General features: G+C 49.1%; 12 protein-coding genes. 5 read left to right on the top strand and 7 right to left on the bottom strand.

All coding sequences use genetic code 11. The features are described 5' to 3' along the window. Positions 1 to 64: 64 nt before the first annotated feature. The 5 genes from ORJ00_RS01480 to dapA form a co-directional block, all read right to left on the bottom strand. Positions 65 to 316, bottom strand: a complete 252-nt coding sequence (locus ORJ00_RS01480) for a hypothetical protein (protein ID WP_027669588.1) — start codon at positions 314 to 316, stop codon at positions 65 to 67. Positions 317 to 478: 162 nt separating this feature from the next. Next, positions 479 to 1,687: a M24 family metallopeptidase gene (locus ORJ00_RS01475; RefSeq protein ID WP_306138771.1), complete on the bottom strand. Its 1,209-nt coding sequence runs from the start codon at positions 1,685 to 1,687 to the stop codon at positions 479 to 481. A 111-nt stretch (positions 1,688 to 1,798) separates the two neighbouring features. Beyond that, positions 1,799 to 3,310, bottom strand: a complete 1,512-nt coding sequence (locus tag ORJ00_RS01470) for an aldehyde dehydrogenase (NADP(+)) (protein WP_306138770.1) — start codon at positions 3,308 to 3,310, stop codon at positions 1,799 to 1,801. Next, entirely contained in the window at positions 3,310 to 4,314 is a 1,005-nt protein-coding gene (locus ORJ00_RS01465; RefSeq protein ID WP_306138769.1) for a 4-hydroxyproline epimerase, read from the bottom strand. The genes ORJ00_RS01470 and ORJ00_RS01465 overlap by 1 nt, the downstream gene beginning before the upstream one ends. Next, positions 4,311 to 5,255: a 4-hydroxy-tetrahydrodipicolinate synthase gene (gene dapA, locus ORJ00_RS01460; RefSeq protein WP_306138768.1), complete on the bottom strand. Its 945-nt coding sequence runs from the start codon at positions 5,253 to 5,255 to the stop codon at positions 4,311 to 4,313. The genes ORJ00_RS01465 and dapA overlap by 4 nt, the downstream gene beginning before the upstream one ends. An 80-nt stretch (positions 5,256 to 5,335) precedes the next feature. On the opposite strand from dapA, the gene ORJ00_RS01455 reads away from it, so the two are divergent. The 3 genes from ORJ00_RS01455 to ORJ00_RS01445 all read left to right on the top strand — a co-directional run bounded on the left by ORJ00_RS01455 (position 5,336) and on the right by ORJ00_RS01445 (position 11,172). Continuing rightward, positions 5,336 to 6,565, top strand: coding sequence for an NAD(P)/FAD-dependent oxidoreductase (locus ORJ00_RS01455; protein ID WP_306138767.1), 1,230 nt, complete (start codon positions 5,336 to 5,338; stop codon positions 6,563 to 6,565). Positions 6,566 to 6,657: 92 nt separating this feature from the next. Beyond that, positions 6,658 to 9,633: a TonB-dependent receptor gene (locus ORJ00_RS01450; protein WP_306138766.1), complete on the top strand. Its 2,976-nt coding sequence runs from the start codon at positions 6,658 to 6,660 to the stop codon at positions 9,631 to 9,633. A 117-nt stretch (positions 9,634 to 9,750) separates the two neighbouring features. After that, positions 9,751 to 11,172: a peptide MFS transporter gene (locus ORJ00_RS01445; protein ID WP_306138765.1), complete on the top strand. Its 1,422-nt coding sequence runs from the start codon at positions 9,751 to 9,753 to the stop codon at positions 11,170 to 11,172. Between the two features lie 29 nt (positions 11,173 to 11,201). On the opposite strand, the gene ORJ00_RS01440 is transcribed toward ORJ00_RS01445, so the two are convergent. Continuing rightward, positions 11,202 to 13,442, bottom strand: a complete 2,241-nt coding sequence (locus ORJ00_RS01440) for a S9 family peptidase (protein ID WP_306138764.1) — start codon at positions 13,440 to 13,442, stop codon at positions 11,202 to 11,204. 235 nt (positions 13,443 to 13,677) lie between these two features. Between ORJ00_RS01440 and ORJ00_RS01435 the strand changes: the two genes are divergently transcribed. Next, positions 13,678 to 16,488: a M9 family metallopeptidase gene (locus ORJ00_RS01435; protein WP_306138763.1), complete on the top strand. Its 2,811-nt coding sequence runs from the start codon at positions 13,678 to 13,680 to the stop codon at positions 16,486 to 16,488. 69 nt (positions 16,489 to 16,557) lie between these two features. On the opposite strand, the gene ORJ00_RS01430 is transcribed toward ORJ00_RS01435, so the two are convergent. After that, positions 16,558 to 17,220, bottom strand: coding sequence for a GntR family transcriptional regulator (locus tag ORJ00_RS01430; RefSeq protein WP_027669597.1), 663 nt, complete (start codon positions 17,218 to 17,220; stop codon positions 16,558 to 16,560). Between the two features lie 144 nt (positions 17,221 to 17,364). Between ORJ00_RS01430 and ORJ00_RS01425 the strand changes: the two genes are divergently transcribed. Beyond that, a complete protein-coding gene (locus ORJ00_RS01425; RefSeq protein ID WP_306138762.1) occupies positions 17,365 to 18,438 on the top strand; it encodes a M24 family metallopeptidase in 1,074 nt (357 codons plus the stop codon). The last annotated feature ends 238 nt before the right edge of the window (positions 18,439 to 18,676 follow it).

Here is an 18,676-nt window from a genome sequence, read left to right as displayed (position 1 = left end):
TATCAACACATATACAACCGGCTAAAAAATCAGTGCGCTATTATGCCTTGAACAGCAGAAAAATTCAGACAAAAATATCAAGGTGACCGTCTTTATCAACGTGTTGGTCGTCTTCAGGAGTAGTGTAAGGTGCTTCAGGATACTCCTGCTGGCGGCGATCGCGTTTGCGCGTTGGGCGGGATAAAATGAGGTATTTTTGTTCATGCGGCTTTACCGGTGTTAAACGCGCATCTTTAAACACCGGTACTACCTGTTTGGGATCAGGCTCAACCGGCGTTCCGGGTACACGCTGCACAAAGGGCATAAAAGCATCCATCAACCTCTCCTCTCGTTACCCCTTTTTATCGGTAACAGGTTATCGGCAACAGGAGGGTAAACTTTACCGTTCTGTTAACGTGTAGAGCTTAATTGTAACGCGATAGTCCAGCATGAGCGCAGCATTTTCCCCAGTAATGCTGCGTTAAAAAACACCGTTTTGCTAACAAAAAGGTTGCTCAATATCATTGGCAGGCTTAGTAAACCAGCGAGGGCCAGTAGCGGTCATATAAAAATGATCCTCTAAGCGCACACCAAATTCGCCCGGTAGCACCAGCATAGGCTCGTTGCTAAAACACATGCCGGTAGCCAAGGCGGTAGTATTACCCTCCACCAAATACGGCCATTCATGAATATCTTGGCCGATACCATGGCCAGTGCGATGCGGCAAACCTGGCAAGGTGTAATCAGGGCCAAAGCCATGTTGCTGCAAATAGTGCCGGGCGGCACGGTCTACTTGCTGACAGGGCTGACCAGGCTGTGCCGCGGCAAAGGCTGCCAGCTGAGCCTGTTTCTCATGTTGCCAGACTTCACGTTGGCGCGCTGTTGCGCTGCCAAACACATAGCTGCGGGTAATGTCAGACAAATAACCGTGTAAACGACATCCGGTGTCAATCAGTACCATGTCGTTTTCGTCCAGCGCTTTGGGCTTAGCCACACCGTGCGGGAATGCTGTATCGGCGCCAAAAAGCACAATACAAAAATAAGACCCAGCAGATGCTCCGACTTTTTTATGCGCCAGATGAATAAACTCCGTCACCTCTTGAGTACTAATACCCGCATACAACATGCTCGCCGTCGCTTTATGCACGGCTAATGTCATATCCATGGCTCTTTGCATTAATGCCAGCTCATTGGCCGACTTATGCATACGGCACTCGGCTGTAACAGGGCGCGCATTGACAATACGTATTGTCGGTAGATGCTGCTGTATACCATCAGCAATAAAAAACTGTGCACTTTCGTCCATGGCTAACGTGGCTTGTTTGCCAGCAACAGTGTTAATTTCATTGGCACATAAGGCATAGGGGTCAACATGCTCATGCCAGCTTAAGATGTCACCTTTTATCAGCATTAACGGCGCAATACTGCCTATTTCAAAATGCGGTAATACATACACCAAACGGCCATTAGCAAATAATAATGCCGCAACCAGCCGCTCGCTGGCGTACCAGTCTACCCCGGTAAAATAGCGTAAATTGGTGCCCGCATTTAATAGCATCACATCCAGCTTTTGTTCAGCCATTAAGCGCAGGGCTTTATCAATACGCTGCTGATACTCAGCCAACGGAATAGGGGTTACGCCTGCCGTCATATCCGACAACTGATCTAATGCTTGCTGCTGACTTGCTCCACCAACACCCAGGGCCATGTTATCTCCTATTTTTGCCACCCGCGTGGAGTGGTAATGTCAAATTAACCATTAGAAACACGCTAACTTGCTATTTAACAATAACTAAAGAGCATTGTTAGCGCATTATACTTACTTATCTTGTAGCAATTGTTCGGGCATATTTTGAAAACACACCGGGCGCACAAAACGCTGTATAGCCTGACTGCCCACCGCAGTATACCGGCTATCGGTTGATGCCGGAAAGGGACCGCCATGCTGCATGGCGTGACATACTTCAACGCCCGTTGGCATCTGGTTAACAATAAGACGCCCAGCTTTTAACGCCAACTGTTGCCATAACGCCTGCTCCCGGCACAGCTCTTCGTCTTTTGCATATACGGTAGCAGTAAGCTGGCCAGCCAGAGTGGTTGCCAGCATCTGCATTTGCGTACTGTCGGCACAACGCACCAATATGGTGGCGGGGCCAAACACTTCTTCTTGCAGTATGGCCGCGGTTAAAAATGTTTGGGCAGAGACAGCAAAAATACGGGGTACCACCTGACAGCCTTGCTCATTACCTTCGCCTTGAGCTAATAACTCAACGCCTGGCTGCTGCACTAAACGCTGACATTGTTCTCGGTAACTTTGGGCAATTTTAGGCGTTAGCAAACTACCGCTGCCTTGTTTAGCACACAATACCGCTACTGTTTCAGCACACTGTTTGGCGGCATCAGTTTGCGGTAAAAATACCAAGCCAGGCCGGGTGCAAAACTGTCCCTGCCCCATTAATACTGACGCCAGTAAGCTTTGCGCAAAATTGTCTGTATGTTGCTGCAAATAATCCGCTAAGGCAAAAAGGGGGTTTTGCGAGCCTAACTCTCCGTAAAACGGGATGGGCTCTGCGCGCTGCCAGATTAAGCGCTGAAAATGCATTCCTAACTGCTGCGAACCGGTAAACGCCACCGCCTTAATAGCCGGATGCTGAATTAACTGCTCAGAAAACGCATGCTTGCGAGCATGAACTAACGCAAATACCCCTTTGGGTAAACCACATTGCACAATAGCTTTATCAATAGCGCGCGCCACGAGCTCTGCCGTTGCCGGATGCGCATTATGGGCTTTTACAATGACCGGACAACCGGCAGCGAGGGCTGATGCGGTATCACCACCGGCCACAGAAAACGCCAGTGGAAAATTACTGGCACCAAATACCACCACTGGCCCCAGTGCAACCGACTGCAAATGCAGTGCGGGTTTAGCTTGCGGCACACGCTCTGGCTCGGCCGCTTCAATAATATCTGCGCTTGGCTGCATTAAGTTTTTTGCAAATAAGCGCAACTGATTACAGGTGCGTGCCCGCTCACCTTCTACTCTGGCCTGTGGTAAGGCTGTTTCTGCCATAACGGTATGCACTAAACTTTCACCCAGCGCTTCAATTTCTTTCGCGATAGCCTGTAAAAACGCCGCGCGCTCAGCGCGCGATGTTAGGCGGTACTGTAAAAACGCACTGCTAGCCAGCTCAGTAACATCCTGCAGCTCCGCTGAATCGGCTTCAGCAAAGCACCAAAGTAACGCCTGATTGGTCGCGGGATTAAAGCTCGTATGCTTAGCCACTGGCACCCCTTGCCAGCGGCCACCAATAAAATGTTGTCCTGTTATCATTATTTCACCTCAAAACCTGTGGCATAGGGGTCGCTGTTATCTACCCTGATTTGGTTAAAACCATAGACATGGGCCCAGCCCTGAATAGATGGAATGATGGCAGGCTGACCGGCAATTTCAGTAACCGCTTCAAGCTTGCCGTGAAACTGACTACCAATAATGCTTTCGTGAACAAAGCTGTCGCCCAGTTTTAATTCACCACGGCTAAACAACTGTGCCATGCGGGCGCTGGTACCGGTGCCGCAAGGCGAACGGTCAATAGCACCGTCACCATAAAACACCGCATTTGCCGCGTCAGAGCCAGCCGTTTTTGGCTTGCCCGTCCACTGCACATGGCTAATGCCATTGATGCTGGCATCCAGCGGATGTTGACACTGATAAACCTGATTTGCCGCCTTTCGCAGCAAGGGGCTAAAGCGTAATATTTCGCCCGCGCCCCAGTGTTCTAAACCGGGAAAATTGGCCTGCGGCTCAACAATGGCATAAAAATTACCGCCGTAAGCCACATCAAAGTTAATGTTGCCAAGGCCAGGAACCTGCACTTGCGCGTGTTTTATCGCTAAATACGACGCCACATTACGAATGGTGACGGCGGTGACTTTGTCGCCTTGTTGTTGGTAGCTCACCTGAACTTGTCCGGCAGGCACATCCAGTAACAACTGGCCCGGGATCCGCGGTTTTAACAACCCCTGCTCTAATGCCGCGGTTACAGTGCCAATAGTGCCGTGACCACACATCGGCAAGCAGCCACTGGTTTCAATAAACAGCACCGCAGCATCTGCGCCTTCGGTACATGGCGGATATAAAAAAGCGCCTGACATCATGGCGTGGCCCCGGGGTTCAAACATTAACGCCTGGCGTATCCAGTCATAACGGGCAATAAAATCCTGCCTTTTTTCGCTCATGGTGTTGCCATGCAAAAGTGGATGTCCGCTGGTGACCAGCCGCACCGGGTTGCCACAGGTATGGGCATCGACACAAAAAAAGGTTCCGCTTAACATCATGCGTGTTGCTCCGGCACCTTTGCAATGATATCTATGCCATATTTGGCAAGATCAGGCCGCTGTGCCAGTGCCTGTTGTACGGTGCGTTCAACGTATTGCCGCTCAGTGCCTTCTAGTGCCAGCCTGGGCAAACGCACGTTTTCACTGCCCCGTTCCAGCAGTTGCTCAGCCAGTTTAATGCACTGTACTAAGGTGGGAATGGTATCCAGGCGCAGTAACGGCATAAACCAGCGATAGATTTCACGTGCCTCGCTAATACGGCCTTGCAGCGCCAGCTGGAATAAGGTGACAGACTCACGCGGAAATACATTGGTTAAGCCTGAGATCCAGCCAGTAGCCCCCAGCAATACCGATTCCAGCGCAATGTCGTCAACGCCGCAAAAAATCTGAAAACGGTTGCCAAACCGGCTTTGTAGTTCAGTAATACGCCGGGTATCTGTCGTCGACTCTTTTATGGCGACGATATTCGGCTCTTCGGCCAATATTGCTGTCATTTCAAGCGTAATGTCCACGCCATAACTTACCGGATTGTTGTAAATCATAATCGGCAAGCGTGTTGCGCGTGCAACCGTTTGATAATGCACTAAAACTTCACGTTCTGTACCGCGGTACACCACTGCAGGTAACAGCATCACACCGTCAGCGCCAATTAGCTCAGCGGCTTTAATAAAGTCGATGGCGGCAGCCGCGCTGTTTTCTGTGCAACCGGTGATCACCGGTATACGCCCGGCCACGGTTTTAACGGTCTGTTGCAAAAACTCACGTTTTTCGGTCGCAGTTAAAGACGCATTTTCACCCACGGTACCCAGCGCAATAATGCCATCAATGCCATCGTCGATAAGCTGATTCAGCATTCGGGCATTGGCTTCAAAGTTAATACTGCCATCATTATGGAATTGCGTTGAGATTGCCGGATAAACACCTTGCCAGTTTACTTGCATTTTTTTTAACCTCTATCATTGATGTTGGATAAAGAATATTGTATACAATCTACATTATCAAGTGATTTTGGAGTTTTCCTGTGCAGCAAGTGTGTATTATCGGTGGAGGTGTTATTGGTTTAACCAATGCGCTGTTTTTGCAGCAAGCCGGTTTTGATGTGCTTTTGCTCGACGCCAAAGGCATTGCGCAAGGCTGCTCAGCAGGCAATGCCGGCCACTTTGCCACTGAGCAGGTTTTTCCGCTAGCGCACCCTGCGCTACTGCTTAAATTGCCCGCAATGTTGCTTGACCCCCTCGGGCCACTGCGTATTCGTGCCAACTATCTACTGCAAGCTCTACCCTGGTTTGCCCGCTTTGTTGCCAATATGCCCAAAGCCAGGCGTGACGCCCATCAACGCGCGCTAAGCGGTTTAAACCATGCCAGCCTGGCCAGTTGGCAAAACCTATTGCAGCGCTGCCAGCTGAGCCAGCAGATCGAGCACCAAGGCGCACTGCTGGTTAGCGAGAGCAAACACTTAACCCCATTAAAGCAACAATATAATGCCTACCGTGCCGCCGGTATTGATGTGCGCTGGTGCGATAGCGGCCAACTGAATCAGCTTGAACCCTTGTTGTCACCATCACTCAGTGGCGCCATAGATTTTACCGAAGTGGCACATAGCACCAACCCGCTGGCTCTGTGCCAACAGCTGTATCAGCAGTTTTGCCACGCTGGTGGTCGCTATCACAGAACTGATGTTCATCACGTCATACCCGGTAAACAGCAACAGCGGCTTATTTGCTCGGATAAGGATATATACAGCGAGCAAATTATTATTGCTGCCGGGGCGCATTCAGCGACGCTAACACGCCAATTGGGTTGGCAGGTGCCGCTTGAAGCGGAGTGTGGTTACCATTTGATGCTACAGCAGGTTGCACTTAGCCGTCCGGTTAGCTCACTAGAGCGAAAATGTATTATGACCCCAATGCAACACGGCCTGCGATTGGCAGGTACGGCTGAATTTGCGGGCTTAAAGGCTAAGCCAGATTACCGCCGCGCCCGGGCATTGCAGCAACACGCCAATAAATTACTGCGCCGGCTTACTGCTCCGGTTAACACCGACAGTGTATGGGCTGGAAATAGACCCTCGTTACCTGACTCCCTGCCCGTCTTGGGCCAATGTCCGAAGCACCAGGGGATTTTTTATAACTTTGGTCATCAACATCTTGGGCTTACGCAGGCCGCTTTTAGCGCTGAGCTACTCACCAGTTGCGTTTTAAAACAAACACCCGCGCTTAATTTGACGCCGTTTCGAATTAATCGCTTCTAATTTTTTTCCGCCCTGTTACGGCGGAATTTTTGCAGCTGTAGGCAAAAACGTAAAATATACAATATATCTTATAACAATCCAGAGAGATGATTATGAACATCAGCACTACTTCAAACCGCTTAAAACTGTCGCTATTAGCCAGTTCGTTGGCGCTGGCACTAAGCTCAGCCCCCGTGCTAGCCCAAGACAATACCACCGGTTTATTACGCGGCGTTGTTACCTCCGATGCCGGACAGAACATGGCAAATGTGACCATTAGCGTGCGCCATTTAAGCCAGGGTTTTAGCCGTACGGTTAGCACAAACGATCGCGGCGAATACCTTTTGCGCGCTTTGCCGGTGGGTGAATACCACGTTACGGTAAGTCGTGATGGCACCACAGTAATAGATGACTACAAACTCAATATTTCGTTGGGCCAAAGCGCTGTGTTTGCGCCGGTATTAAGCAGTGGCGAAAAGATTGAACGTATTGCCGTGATGGGCAGCATGATTCGCCAAGTTGACACCAGCGACTCTACCGCTGGCTTAACCTTTGACGCCGACATTTTGGATGCAATGCCGGTAAATACTGGTTTTGAAAACGTGGCATTGCTTACTCCCGGTGTGGCACGTAGCTCAGCGTTTGGTGCGTCCAGTTTTGGTGGTGCCTCTTCAGCCGAAAACGGCTATTTTTTAAATGGCATGAATATTAGCGCCCTGCGCACCGGTATTGGCTCAATTGATTTACCCTGGGAAGCTATTGCACAAACGCAAGTAAAAACCGGCGGCATTTCTGCTGAATATGACCGCTTTATTGGTGGTGTGGTGAATGCCGTTGCCAAAACCGGGGGTAACGAGCTGCAATTTGGCGCTGAGGTACGTTACGACCCAGCAGCACTGCACTCGGCACATGACACGGTCTATCTGCCAAGTGGTGGCATTGCCATTAACAATAAAGATTTTGACGCCAGCTTTAGCGAAGTAAATGTATGGGCCAGTGGCGCACTGGTGCAAGACAAACTGTTTTTCTATGCACTGTTTAACCCCAGACGTTTTGAATCACAATATGCCAACTCGGCCGCCACCGTATTTACCGAGTATGAAAAAGAAGATAAACGCTGGTTTGTTAATTTAGATTGGTTTATTACCGATGACCACGTGGTCACTTTCACCGCACTGGATAACAGCGCCGATTATCGCTATGACAACTACCAATGGGACCAGGAACAAGGCAAGGGCTCAGCCAGCGGCGTTACCACCAGCGAATCGGGTGGCAAAATGTACTCGGCCCGCTATCAAGGCTTTATTAGTGACGACTTTTCCGTATCGGCCACTATTGGCCGGTTAGAAGACAACGCCAATACGTTGCCAACTAACCGCCTGCCAGGTATTTGGGACTACGTTAACCTCAATGGCCAGCGCTTCGGTGACTGGACTACCAGTAATTTAATCACCCAGTCGTATCAGCGCGACCAGCTACGGCTTGATTTTACCTACCTGTTGGATAACCACACGCTGCAATTTGGTATCGATACGGAAAAGCTGACCGTTAACTATCTGGAGTATCAAAATGGCGCCGACGATGCCCGGGGCTGGTGGGAGTATCGTACTTACACCGCAATACCCCGTATTGATTTAGACGCTGGCACTTATGTGCGTCAACGTCAACGCGATACCGGCGGCGAAACTGACGTCACCTCAAAAGCCTTGTACCTGCAAGACAGCTGGCAGATAAACGACAACTTGGTGCTTAATGCGGGCCTGCGCTACAGCAACTTCACTAATACCGCCACGACTGGTGAAGACTATGCCAAGCTGGAAAACCAATTAGCCCCGCGGCTACAGCTTATTTGGGACCCAACAGGCACCGGTGACAGCAAGTGGTATACCACCTGGGGCCGCTACTTCCAACCCATCTCTGCCAATATGAACATTAAGCAAGCCAGTGGTCAGCGCGATGTACATTTTTACTATCAGCCCGGTGAACTCAATGCCGACGGTACTTTGGTACTCAACGCCGATGGCTCGCCCAGCCGTGGTGATTTAGTCGCTACCAACGTAATTCAAAGTGGCGAAGTTGATGTGCAGCGTATTGCCGCGCAAGATTTAGGGCCAATGTATTCAGACGAATTTACCCTGGGTTATGAGCAGCAGCTAACCGACAGGGTAAAAGGCGGGGTACGTTTTGTTTATCGTGATTTAAAGCAATCTATTGAAGATAGCGATTTAGGCCCGGTTGTGGCGCAGTGGTTGGAACAAAATGGTGTCGAGAATAACGCCAATGAATATTACTTCTATACCCTACTTAACCCTGGTCGCAATGTCAGCTTTTTGTATGATTTTGATTTAGATGGTGAAAAAGAGCATGTGTCGTTAAGTGCCGCCGACTTGCAGTTACCAAAACCTGAACGGCAATATCTGGCGTGGGAATTTACCCTTGAAGGTCAACCGACCGATGATCTGCAGCTGTGGTTTTCGTACGTTTGGTCACACAGCTGGGGCATGACCGAAGGTTTAGTGCGCACTGACAATGGTCAGGCCGATCCGGGCTGGACCACCTCGTATGATTATGCTGATTTAATGGACCATGGCGCAGGTGACCTGCCAAACGATCATCGTCATGCGTTTAAACTCAGTGGGGTTTATGATCTTACCGAGCAATGGAGATTGGGCTTTGTAGCACGGGCCACATCTGGCTCGCCATTGAATAAATTTAGCCTGCATCCTACCGGTGTAGACAGTTGTGCTGAGCCAAGCCTATGGGCCGATTGGTGTGCCAGCCAATGGTATGACGAAAGCTCGTTTTATGACTGGGACGGCACACCCGCCCCGCGTGGCTCTGCAGGGCGCTTAGATTGGTTGTACGAGTTTGATTTAAGCTTAAGCTACCACACCACTGTTGCTGACGGTGACTTGTCAGTGAAGGCCACTGTGTACAACCTGTTTAATTTCGACACGCCCATTAATGTCAACGAAGTGGCGCAAATTACCCAAACAGACGGCAGTTTTGCACCAAACCCAGACTGGAATACCGCCAGCGCACTGCAAAGTAACCGCACGGTATCATTGGTGGTGCGCTATCAGTTTTAATTTACTGCTATAGCACCGTTCAAACCCTATTGGGGCTTTTGCCATAAAAGCCCCTTTTTCCTCGCGCTTTTGCTGTGATGCTTTACCTTCACGGCGACGCTGTCGGACATCCTATTTATGTATAACAATAAAACGACTGATTGGTTAGGCCACCCTAAAGGGCTGTTTTTATTATTTAGCACGGAAATGTGGGAGCGCTTTTCTTACTATGCTATGCGCGCTTTGTTGGTGCTGTATTTGGTAGATCAAAGCCACAGCCGCGGTGGTGGCCTGGGCTGGGATCAAGCCAGTGCGTTACAACTGTATGGCACCTTCACCATGCTTATTTACGTTACCCCGCTGTTTGGTGGCTGGTTGGCCGATAACATTCTTGGCCAGCGCCGCGCGATTATGCTGGGCAGTTTGCTAATGGCACTGGGGCAATTTAGCCTGGCGTTGCCGCACCATTGGATAGCCGGTTCTGAGCTATACAGCTTTTATACCGGGCTTGGCTTATTGGTATTAGGTAATGGCTTATTTAAACCGAATATTTGTACCATGGTTGGCGAGTTGTACCAAAGTGACGACCCCCGCCGCGATGGCGCCTTCACCATTTTTTATCTGGGTATCAATAGTGGCATGTTCTTAGCTGGTATTGCCGTGGGCACAGTGATAGAGCAATTTGGTTTTAGCCAAACCGACGCCGGCACAACGCAACTGATCCGCAATTATCAAGCCGGTTTCTTGCTAGCAGGCATTGGTATGTTACTCGCACTGTTGTTGCAAATAACTCTGGCGCAGCGCCTGCTGGGGGATATTGGCGTAGAGCCAACCGCGAAACGCGAGCGACGCCGCAGTAAATGCGAAAACAAAACGCCGTTAACACAACAAGAAATCGACCGCTTTAAAGTGGTACTGATCATGGGGCTGCTTACCGTGATTTTTTGGGCAGGTTTTGAGCAAGCAGGCGGCTTACTTAATATCTACGCTGAGCGCTTTACTGACCGCACGCTGGGCAGTGTAGAGCTTAACCCGGCTTATTTTCAGTCGCTTAATCCGTTTTTTATTATGGTGTTTGCGCCGCTTATTGCCTTACTGTGGCTACGCCTGGCTGATAAAGAGCCCAACACACCGGTGAAATTTGCCTTAGGGCTGTTACTGCTCAGTATCGGCTTTTTACTGATGGTCGCCGCCACATTACAACAACAAGATGGCAGCAAAGCCAATATGTTGTGGTTAGTTGCGGCGTACTTATTTTTTACGTTGGGTGAGCTGTGTGTATCCCCTATCGGGCTGGCAATGGTCACCCGGCTATCGCCGGTTCGCATGGTGTCGCTGTTAATGGGCGCCTGGTATCTGTTTATGGCGCTGGCGAATAAAGTCGCGGGTATTATTGGCGCCATGGTGGGCACCACCGACACCGACAGTGAACAAGCCATGTTAGCAAACACTCTGGCTATTTTTGGGGGGTTAGCACTAACCGCGATGTGCTGCGCGCTATTGCTGTTTTTATTGGCCGATAAATTAGTGCTTTGGATGCACGATAGCAAGCCGCGCTAACCGCGCGAGCTTGCTCTCTTTAACCAGGCTTACTTAACCGCTATCTGATAATACGCCGGAGGGGTTTGCTGCATCAGATGGCGTATAAAATAGTCCCAACGTCGCCGGGTAAAATAAGCATCCTCGCGTAAGTCATGGTCTTTATTTGCCAGCAGCAATAAATCCACGTCCTTGCCTGCTGCCTGAATGGCCGCGGCCAACCTAAAGCTGTTCGCTGGGTTCACATTATTATCCAAGTCCCCGGTTGCCAATAACAAATGGCCTGTAAGCGAGCCTGCCAGTTGCATATTGCTTTGAGCTGCATAATGCTCACCTTCTTGCGGCAAGCCCATCCACATTTCCGGCCACCAGGCTTTAGACATACGATGATCGTGGTTACCTGCCGAGGACACGGCCACTTTATAGCTATCGCCGTATTTTAATAGCGCTCTTGCCGCGTCATAGCCCCCTGCCGAATGGCCATAGGCGCCAACACGGCTGATGTCCAGATAAGGCCGCGTTTGCGCCAATTGCTGCAAAGCGCCGATATAGTCTGGGCCACCGATATCGCCCAGATTTTTATAGCTATGTAACTGAAATGCTCTGGAACGATGTGCTGTGCCCAGCGGATCTAAATTCATCACGATAAAGCCCAGTTGCGCTATCGGTGTTTCAGTGTTGGCAAACGCCCGGGAAAAACGCTTGGCCGTTACAATAGTATGTGGGCCGGCATACATATGTTGCACCAGCGGATAGCGTAGCGAGGCATCAAAATTAGCCGGTTTATACAACAGCCCATGCAAGGTGGTTTTACCATCTCGGGCAAGCACCGAAAACGGCTCTGGTGGCTGCCAGCCAATGGCGCGCAATGCGCTATCGTCAGCTACCGCCAGCTTATGCACCACCTGGCTATTCTGGCTTCGGCGTATGGTGCTGACAGTAGGTAAATCCACCCTTGAGTAGCTGTCATAAAAATGCTGCCAGTCAGCGGAAAAGCTAATGTGGTGATCGGCATACTCTGGCGTTAACAAGGTAAGGTTGCTGCCATCAAGGTCTATCCGGTACAAATAACGAAAATAGGGGTCGCCTTGCTCGCGACCAGAGGCAGAAAAATACAGCTGTTGGTTTTTACTATCAAAGCCATGTAGCTCGCGCACAACAAACTGCCCTTGGGTAATTTGGCGTGTTGTGCCATCACGTTGTTGCAGATATAAATGGTTCCAACCGTCCTGCTCAGAACTCCACACAAAGGCATCGCGGCTTACCCATGCCAAACCATGTTTCGCGTAGTCTAAAAACGTGTTACTGCGCTCTTGATAAATCTGCTCGGTGCTGCCATCGACGTTAATCTGCCATAGCGTCAACGCCCGCATCGCGCGGTCTCGCGCCACCAGGTAATAAAAACCATCAGGGTGCCAGCGAATGTCGGCCCAATTTTGCGTCGCCTCCAGTGCGGGTAGCTGTGCCATGATTACCTTGCCCGCTGCGGCATCGACAATAGCCAAATGATATAGCGGCCGCTGGTCATCTCCCGGTAAGGCACGCTTATAAGAATGTAAAACAGCGCGGTGGCCCTGCGCTGGCATATTTTGCAGCATATGCAGCGTTGGCATATTGCGCCGGTCTAACAAAAAGGTCGCCGCGTAACGGCTATCAGCTGACCAGACAAACTGTGTTTTGCGCTTAGGTGTAACGGCTGCGCCGTCAAGTGCATCCAGTTGATACCAGTCATTTAACTCGCCCCAGGCATAATCGGCACTACCATCAGTAGTCAGTTGTTGTGTGTTGCCACTGCTAACATCGGTTAACTGCAGGTTGTAGTTCACGCTATCCAGCTGCCAACGTTTATCTTCAGATACTACCTCACTGGCCTTTTCTGTTTGCGGCTGACATGTATAGCGTTCAATGTCGCATTGCCACTGCTGTTGCAGATACTGTAATGTCAGCTGCCAGCGACCTGTGGTGTGTTGCATGCGTGGCCGCAGCGTTGCCAATGACAGCAAGCTGTCTGCTGCTAATGCTTTTGTCAGAGCCTCTACGTTAACCTGAGTAGGTGACTGCTGAATATTGTCGGCAAAATACAACTGGGTGCCCGTTGCTTCCTGGCGGCTAAACCAATATCCGTCTCCCTGCCAACTAAAAGGCAATTCAGCATTTAGTACCAGTGGCCGCACATTCGGATAAAAGTATTGGCTGGCCTGCTGATACGCAGCTTGCATCTTAGCTTGTTCTGCCCCGGATACAGGCACAGCATTGAGTGCCAACAGCACGACATAATAATGGCTTAACATAACATCTCCGCTTTATAAATAGGGCCTCCAGCATAACAACCAGCACTATTGTATACAATATATTAAATACTAAAAGTAATTAGTCCCCAAATTTTATATAGCTAAAGGCTATTTCTGAATAGTTTTTAGACTAAAATCAACTGATAAATATATTGTATACATTATTTAATATGCTAATTTATTGGAGCCTTAAGGCATATAACAACAAGATAACTACCAGAAGGAACAGCCCAACATGAAAAAGCGCACCTTGCTGCTTAGCCTCTTACTAAGCAGTACCCCAATGTGGAGCGGTCAATTGCTCGCTGCTGCGACCCCCGAACAACCCGACGGCCAACGGTTAGCCGGTCATGTGCATAACGATATGCTGCACGCACCTAAGCCTCCTCGCCAAATGTCACCGCATGAGTTTGAAAAGCAGCAAGCCAATATTTATGCCAAGCGGCATCAGCTTCCGCAAATTTCAGCGCTGTTAACCGACGCTGAAAAAGCCAATAGTACTTTGCAACATGTTACTACCCTGCAAAGTGCTGCCGAACTAAGCACGCTGCGCAATAGCGACCAGCAGCAATTGCAAAATACCTGCAGCAGCCCACAAAGCCTATTGCCACTGTACGGCTCAGAACTGGTTGACGCAGTAGTAAGCGCGGATCTGACATCCTGCCTGTATGGCCTATATAACAATGCGCTACTTGGTAGTGCGCATTTTAGTGACGCTAAAATCAACACCATCGTGCAAGCGATTAACAGCAGAATGGCCAACTTTGATGGCAGCAATGCCACTGGTGCCGCTGAACTGGAAAAACTGGTTAGTTACCTGCGCGCCATGCACTGGGTTGAGGCCGGGTCAAACCGACAGTTCCCCAGCAGCTACACGACCACGTTACAGCAGGCTTTTGATCAGTATTTTGCCGGTGCACATTTTGTACAGTTTAATGGTGCCGTTTCACGCAACTTTATGCTGCGCTATGAAATGTTGATTTTGGTCAACAGTTCCAACACCGACTCGCTGCGTTACCTAAAACGTTTTAGCCAGGCCATAAAAGGCTATTCTGCCACGGTATCTCGTGCCGATACCTGGGGTGTTGCCTATGAAGAAAACGGCATGACACAATTACTGACGCATTATTTTAATGCGGTAAATGCGGGTGGCACTGAATTACAGCAACTATTACAAAACGAGCCCGAGATCATCAGTAATCTTCGAGATTTTGTATTAACAGATGGCTTGTGGCTGGTAAATCACACCCGGCAGTATCAATGGGCCGATGCCGTAACCGAGCTGGGCAGGATGTTGAAATTTGGTGGTAGCATTGCTCAGTCTGTCCGCCCTGCAATGCAAAGCATATTAGCAAACTACCAGTTTGGTGGTGTTGGCTCTAATGGCTGGGTAAATGCACAAGGGATGGTAAAGCTTTACGACAGTGCCAACTGCAGCCTTTACGGCGATGCCTGTGACTTTGATTTAGAAAGCACCGTTCTGGCCGGCCGGCATACCTGTAGTGACACCTTAAAAGTCCGGTTTCAACTGCCGGTTTCAAATGTAAACCTGCAACAAATTTGTAGTAATTTAACCCAGCAGGAGCAAGCGTTTCATCAGGAGTTTGCCACCAATGCCGCTAATCCGGTAGCGAATGACAACAATACCGATTTAGAAATTGTGATATTTAGCTCTTCTACCGACTATCAAAATTTCGCCGGTACCTTTTTTAATATCAATACCGACAACGGCGGAATGTACCTGGAGGGCACCCCGTCAGATCCTGAAAATCAAGCCCGCTTTATTGCCTATCAGGCAACCTGGTTACAACCAGAATTTGTGGTGTGGAATTTAGAGCATGAGTATGTTCATTATCTTGATGCCCGCTTTAACCAATGGGGTAGTTTTAGCGACCAACCGGAAAATCTGGTGTGGTGGGGTGAAGGGTTAGCGGAATATTTATCGCAAGGCGATAGCAACGCGAATGCACTGGGCGTTGCTGGCGATAAAACGTACCAACTGAGTGAATTGTTTCAAACCACATATTCCAATGCAGATACTGCCAGAATTTATTACTGGGGCTACTTAGCCACCCGTTTTATGTTTGAACGTCAACGTCAGCAAATTGATACGGTGTTGTTACCCAACATGCGTGCAGCGAAATATGTTATTTCAGATGCGCCGTGCAGTTTTGATTGGGGCTGGCAAAGCAAAAACGACGCTATTGCCAATAACTGGAGTTGGTTATACGACGACAGCGCCTGGAGCAGTGGTGATTGGGTGTGGACCTGTGGTCAGGTAAACGATGGCAATACACCCGAGTTACCTGATTTCACCCCGTATGCCGACATTATTGCCAGCTGGGGCACGCAATATGACACAGAGTTTCATGATTGGCTGGATTGCATAATCAGCAACGACGATTGCAGTAATGAAACCGGTCCGGGCGCGACGCTGCAAAACGGCGTACCAGTGCTGGTCAATGGTGACAAAGATTCACAGCAGCACTTTAGTTTTAGTTTACCGGCCAATGCTTATGATCTGAACATCACCACCAGTGGCGGCACCGGAGACGTTGACCTTTATGTTAATCAGCAAGCTCCAGCCAGCTTAACAGATTGGGATTTTAGGCCTTATAAAATTGGCAACAATGAACGTGTCGCAGTACTGCAACCACAGCAACCAGACTGGTTTGTTATGTTGCACGGTTATAGCCCGTTTAATGACGTGCGTCTGACCGCCAACTGGCAAGAAGGCACCCTTACCTCTTTACAGCAATGGCCTGGACTAAGCAGCAACCATGCTGTGTATAAGTGGGTATTTGTGCCTGCACAGGCAAAAGCGTTGTATGTTACCCTGGAGAACGGCAGCGGCGATGCGCAATTATACCTTAAACGTCAAGGCTGGCCTGCGCCAAACAACTATGATGCGGCTTCCAGCATTACCCGCGGCACCAGCCAGAAAATACAACTGCAAAATATTACTGCCGGCAGCTACTACCATATTATGGTGAACACGCTAGAAGGCTTTAATAACGTAGATTTAAACGTATTTATGGTGGAATAAGTTACATTAAGCGGGCGTACTTAACTAACCGGCATTAGCTTAAGCCTAATGCCGGTTTAATCATTAAGGTTACTGCGCATCCAGTTTAGTTACTAAGGCTTTTATTTCTGCCGCAGCACCCAGGATATGCTGTTTTAATAACTTACAGGCGTCGTCAGCTTTTTTCTGCCGTACCAGTTTTAATAAATTGGCATGCTCTGGCTCAGCTTTTTTCACCCCACCAGCTAACATTAAATGTACCCGGATATAGCGATCAGAATTACTGTTGAGATTTTGCACCATTTCATAGGTTAACGGTCGGTTGGCCGCCCGATATAAACTCATATGAAACCGGCTATTGAGTTCGCTCCAGCTACCAGAGGTATCTGCCGCCTGATAGGCCATACTCATTTGCTGCAGTAGTTGTTCACTTTGCGCCAGTTCCGCCTCGGTAAGATTAGGGATAGCCATACGCAACAGCTCGCACTCCAGCATGGCACGCAATTCAAATAACTCGGTTACCTGCTCTGCCGACAGCTTAGTGGCGGTTGCACCTTTATGTGCTTCAAACTCTACCAACCCCTCAGCTTCTAACTGCAATAAAGCCTCACGCACCGGAATGCGACTCACTTTTAATTCGTCTGCCAGTGCTGCCTGACGCAGCGGCTCGCCAGCTTTAATCGACCCGGTAAGTATTTTCTCCCGGATAGCTTCTACCACGACCTGAGTGCGGGTTTTATATTCAACGACCATATCAGCGCCTGATTTTCATTAACATGGTATGCAGTATATCAAATGCTTTTGTCGGCGCAGCAATAACTTAGTCGCAACACACAAACGAGACTTGCTACGCCCTCCAATTTTGGATATTGTATACAAAACAATCAAGGATGCACTATGCGATTAGCCAAATTACAGCAGATGATGTCCAGCCTGTCTTATCAGGCCATGTTAATCACCGACCCCATCAATATTCGTTATCTGTCGGGCTTTAGTGGCAGTGCAGGCAGTTTGTTGATTAGCGCACAACAGCGCTATTTAATTACCGATTATCGCTATCTCGAACAAGCAACGTTAGAGTGCCCAGACTGTCAGATTATTTGTCGAGATCGCTCAGTTCAAAGTTTGCCACAATGTATTGCCACGCTATTACAGCATGAGGTTATTAGCTGCTTGCAACTTGAATACAACCATATATCTGTCGAACTGTTTATACAGTTACAACAAGAGCTTCCTTGTACTGTTAGCGCAACTACTAACTTAACAGAGCAATTACGGGCGATAAAAGACACTACCGAACTGGCGTGTATTCGCCAGGCAGCCTGGATTGGCGATACCGCACTGGCCTGGTTGCTACCTCAACTGCAAGTAGGTATGACAGAACGCGATGCCGCCAATTTATTACAGCAAAAAATTTATGCACTGGGTGCGGACGAACTGGCGTTCCCTACTATATTACTGAGTGGTGCGCGTAGTGCCCTGCCCCACGGTAAGCCAAGCTTACGTTGCTTTGAAAAAGGCGACTGGATCTTGCTGGATTTTGGCGCCCGGGTAGAAGGCTACCGCTCAGACATGACCCGCACCGTCATACTGGGTGAAGCGAGCAATGAACAACAGCAGTTTTATCATACGGTGTTAACCGCACAGCAAGCGGCCCTGGCTGCCGTAAAACCCGGCATCACGGGGCATCAACTGGGTCAGATTGCACAATCGGTGTTGGCGCAGTCTCCTTATGCGGCTTATGTGGGTGAAGGCCTGGGCCATGGTGTTGGCCTGGCACTGCACGAATTTCCACTTATGCGCCGCGGTTGCCAGGTGCCGCTGGTTGCTGACATGGTCGTGACAATAGAGCCAGGACTATACAGACCCGGTTTTGGCGGTGTAAGAATTGAAGATGATATTGTCATTACCCAGCACGGCTATGAGCTACTAACCCATAGTCCAAGACAACTACAACAACTACCAGCTTAACCAAATTGACTATACAACCTGATTAATAATCAACCTGCAAATTAACTAAAATTGTGATTTAACGAAAAGACACTTTAATAAAATAAAACAGAAAATAATGACAAATATAATAAAATCAATTATTTATTTAAATGCAGGGCACTATCCAGATTAAAACTTTCACTTGCAGTTTAGTGCGCCTGCAGTTAACTTGTATAACATCTTAACAAGCAAGAATCTTGAAATGACTTTTGTAACT

The sequence above is a fragment of the Rheinheimera baltica genome (genome assembly GCF_030731985.1).
GTDB classification, from domain to species: Bacteria; Pseudomonadota; Gammaproteobacteria; order Enterobacterales; family Alteromonadaceae; genus Alishewanella; species Alishewanella baltica.
The sequence above is the reverse complement of the archived record's forward strand: the minus strand, read 5'-3'. Positions and strand labels throughout refer to the sequence as shown.

Excerpts from the sequence above, each read along its gene's own strand:
- ORJ00_RS01430 (WP_027669597.1), bottom strand. The coding sequence starts at position 17,220 with ATGGTCGTTGAATATAAAACCCGCACTCAGGTCGTGGTAGAAGCTATC.
- ORJ00_RS01475 (WP_306138771.1), bottom strand. The coding sequence starts at position 1,687 with ATGGCCCTGGGTGTTGGTGGAGCAAGTCAGCAGCAAGCATTAGATCAG.
- ORJ00_RS01470 (WP_306138770.1), bottom strand. The coding sequence starts at position 3,310 with ATGATAACAGGACAACATTTTATTGGTGGCCGCTGGCAAGGGGTGCCA.
- ORJ00_RS01440 (WP_306138764.1), bottom strand. The coding sequence starts at position 13,442 with ATGTTAAGCCATTATTATGTCGTGCTGTTGGCACTCAATGCTGTGCCT.
- ORJ00_RS01445 (WP_306138765.1), top strand. The coding sequence starts at position 9,751 with ATGTATAACAATAAAACGACTGATTGGTTAGGCCACCCTAAAGGGCTG.
- ORJ00_RS01480 (WP_027669588.1), bottom strand. The coding sequence starts at position 316 with ATGGATGCTTTTATGCCCTTTGTGCAGCGTGTACCCGGAACGCCGGTT.
- dapA (WP_306138768.1), bottom strand. The coding sequence starts at position 5,255 with ATGCAAGTAAACTGGCAAGGTGTTTATCCGGCAATCTCAACGCAATTC.
- ORJ00_RS01425 (WP_306138762.1), top strand. The coding sequence starts at position 17,365 with ATGCGATTAGCCAAATTACAGCAGATGATGTCCAGCCTGTCTTATCAG.
- ORJ00_RS01435 (WP_306138763.1), top strand. The coding sequence starts at position 13,678 with ATGAAAAAGCGCACCTTGCTGCTTAGCCTCTTACTAAGCAGTACCCCA.
- ORJ00_RS01450 (WP_306138766.1), top strand. The coding sequence starts at position 6,658 with ATGAACATCAGCACTACTTCAAACCGCTTAAAACTGTCGCTATTAGCC.
- ORJ00_RS01465 (WP_306138769.1), bottom strand. The coding sequence starts at position 4,314 with ATGATGTTAAGCGGAACCTTTTTTTGTGTCGATGCCCATACCTGTGGC.